This is a genomic window from Reichenbachiella sp., from assembly GCF_039941815.1.
Lineage (GTDB): Bacteria > Bacteroidota > Bacteroidia > Cytophagales > Cyclobacteriaceae > Reichenbachiella.
Genome location: NZ_JBDVDW010000079.1, coordinates 1 through 1,844, shown reverse-complemented (window position 1 = coordinate 1,844; position 1,844 = coordinate 1). Strand labels below are relative to the sequence as shown.

Below are 1,844 nucleotides of genomic sequence, written 5' to 3'. Positions count from 1 at the left end.
ATTGCTGATAATGTACCGGTGACCGGAGTATCACTAGAGGAGGAGTCACTGACGTTAGAAATAGGAAGTACCAGTCAATTGACAGCCACTATTACTCCCTCCGACGCTACTAACAAAAACCTGATCTGGTCTATAGAATTTCCTTCTGAGGGTAAAAAATCTGACGATGACCCCACTTCTATTGCTACCATAAGTGATGAAGGTCTAGTCACCGCCGTGTCGCTTGGCGAGGTGGTCGCCATAGTTACATCTGAAGATAGCGAGTTTTCAGCTAGTGCTGAGGTAGAAGTGACTGGTATCATGGTGACGGAGGTGTCAATAGATCAGGAAACAGCTGAACTAAATGTTGGCGAAACGTTACAATTAACCACGACCATCGTGCCTGAGGATGCCACCGATCAGAGTATTACCTGGTCTGTAGATTTTCCCTCAGCCGGAAAAAATCAAGAATCCACACCTGAAGAGATCGCTACGGTAGATGAAGAAGGACTCATCACTGCGGTATCTGCTGGCGAAGTGGTGGTCACTGCACAATCCAGTAACGGATCTGTAGCGGCAAGCCTGGACGTCACAGTATCAAATGTAGCTGTTACCAGTGTCATCATTAGTCCGACAGAAGTAAGCATAGGTGTGAATGAATCGATCCAGCTTAGTGCTGCCATAGCTCCAGAAAATGCGACTGACCAAAGCGTAACCTGGTCCCTCTCAATGGAAGATTTGGCAGGAAGAGTTTTAACCGCAGCCCCAACTGTAGACACCTATTTGGAAATATCAGAAGATGGACTCCTAACGGCTCTAAGTTTACCCTGCGCAGGCTGTGCTTATAAGGTGACGGCCACCTCCACAAACAATCAAAAAACTGATCAAATTGATGTCATAATATTAGTTCCAGTCACAGCCTTAACTGTTTTCGATGATGACGAAGAGGTGGGTTCGTCGATCGAGAACTGCGATGACATTCAATTCAGTGTAACGGTCACTCCGGATAATGCTACTGATCAGTCTGTGACTTGGAGCATTGAAGACAATCCTGCATTTGAGATTGATGATGATGGACTGGTCTCACATATCGATGGCCATATTTTCACGGAAGATGTAAGTGTTACTGTGACGGTATCAGCCAATGATGGATCTGGTGTAACCGCAGAATTTCAAAATAATTTTACCATCTATGGGGAATGTCACTAGATGAATTGGACAAGAAAATAAATCGAATACTCGGTATCAACGCAGCCTGTATTTGAGTAGTTAAGTGGAAACAGCTGTATTCAAATGAGTTAGAGGTTTCCTTGAGGAAGTCGTTGATTAGTGTAAACCGATGTTAAGGCCATAAATTCTTTCTATATATAACAATAAACAAAACCACCCATCAGATGAAGAAAAAAATCATCCTCCCAATTGGATTATTAGCACTTTGCTCCCTAATTATAAGATGCAGTGAAGACGAACCACAAATCAAAATCACAAGTTTCTCTTTTGATGCCGCTTCGGTAGAAGTAGTAGAAGGCACCACGGTCAATCTGGAAGACTACATCGTGGTCGAAGGAGAGGATGCCGATCAGGCTGAAATTGTTTTTTCCTCAGACGATGAAGACGTAGTATCAGTAAGTGGAGTCACGCTCACGGCTGAAGGCGTAGGACAAGCAACAGTAGAAGCCACGGAAACTAACACCAATAAATCGGCCACTATCGAAGTCACAGTTATTGCTGATAATGTACCGGTGACCGGAGTATCACTAGAGGAGGAGTCACTGACGTTAGAAATAGGAAGTACCAGTCAATTGACAGCCACTATTACTCCCTCCGACGCTACTAACAAAAACCTGATCTGGTCTATAGAATTT

At 44.0% G+C, this 1,844-nt stretch carries 2 protein-coding genes; both read left to right on the top strand.

The features are described from left to right. Positions 1-1,188: Ig-like domain-containing protein (locus tag ABJF11_RS20580; RefSeq protein WP_348122181.1), on the top strand; the 1,188-nt coding region annotated here is incomplete at its 5' end. A gap of 185 nt (positions 1,189-1,373) precedes the next feature. Next, positions 1,374-1,844, top strand: a 471-nt coding sequence (locus ABJF11_RS20575; protein ID WP_348122180.1) for an Ig-like domain-containing protein, incomplete at its 3' end; no start/stop codon positions are given.